1 protein-coding gene is annotated in these 1,122 nt (G+C 42.3%); it reads left to right on the top strand.

Annotated features, from left to right (window positions below; genetic code table 11):
- Positions 1-210 precede the first annotated feature (210 nt).
- A complete protein-coding gene (locus QUB14_RS28635) occupies positions 211-1,053 on the top strand; it encodes a hypothetical protein (protein ID WP_333221644.1) in 843 nt (280 codons plus the stop codon).
- Positions 1,054-1,122: the final 69 nt, after the last annotated feature.

Below are 1,122 nucleotides of genomic sequence, written 5' to 3'. Positions count from 1 at the left end.
GGGTGTGACGGGAACGTTAAATGCTTACCCTACTTACATTATAGCTTACTTATCTCTGATTTATTGTTTAAGTCCCGCTATTGGTTTTTCTGTTGTGGCTCATGGGGACTCACCGGGGCTAGATGACATATCCAGTCTGAGTTTCACACGTTTTGTCTCGCTTGAGAAAGTCCCTCTTGACTTTTGATCGAGCTTCTTAACTTGTCACCAATGAACAGCAAGGCACAAAAATTTTACAAGTTCGCTACAAAGATTCAAACCGAAAAAAAAATTTACCGCGTCTTGGACAAAATTTCTAAAGCTTATCTAGACTACAGCTTGCCGCAACGGCTGATGGGCATTAATCAAGGTATTAAATTTATAGACACGGAGATGCCCAAGCTCCCAGAAAGAGTGGAAGTTCTGCAAATGCAAGTCCAAAAACTGCGGCAGCAGAGCAACTTATTTGAACCGCAGATAGAGGGAAAATCTCTGTCTGAACAAGTTCAAAGCATTCGGGGCAAGCAAGTAGAAATCAGAGTTCAGCTAAAAGGGATGCGAAACCTCTACCAAAGCTATGAAAAACTACTCAACGAAAATAATCCCCAGGGGCTGCTGATGACCCAAGGGCAAGCTTACGGCGGACTCTTAGGTCAAATTCAGAGAATAGACTCGGAATTGTCATTAAAATTAGCTCAGTACAGAGAAGACAGTTTGCCAGTTTTAGCGCTGCGAAAAAGTCGGGAAGAACTGATTTTAACCGCCACTCAACAAGCCAGAGAAGTGGTGATGGGAAATTTAGAGACCCAAATCAAAGAAATTGAAGCGCGCGATCGCGAAATGACCGCTTTGCAAAATGCTTTCAACCAAAAAATTAGAAACTTTTCAGTTACAACCCGACAATACGACAATTTACAGCAAGAACTCCAAGTAGTTACTAAGAGTTTGTCGGACTTCTTGGCAAAACGAGAAGCCTTGCGGATTGATGCGGCTCAGCAGCAAATACCCTGGGTGCTGATAAATCCTCCGGAAATTCCGCTAGACAAATTCGGCCAGCCTATAACAGCTAAGTAAGTCGGTGAGAAAAAACCAAACTATGTTAAAATAAGTAAACATAGAGAATACGTCTACTGAGGTAACTCA

It is taken from the genome of Microcoleus sp. B3-D2, from assembly GCF_036705345.1.
Lineage (GTDB): Bacteria > Cyanobacteriota > Cyanobacteriia > Cyanobacteriales > Microcoleaceae > Microcoleus.
This window is presented reverse-complemented; position numbering and strand designations above follow the sequence as displayed.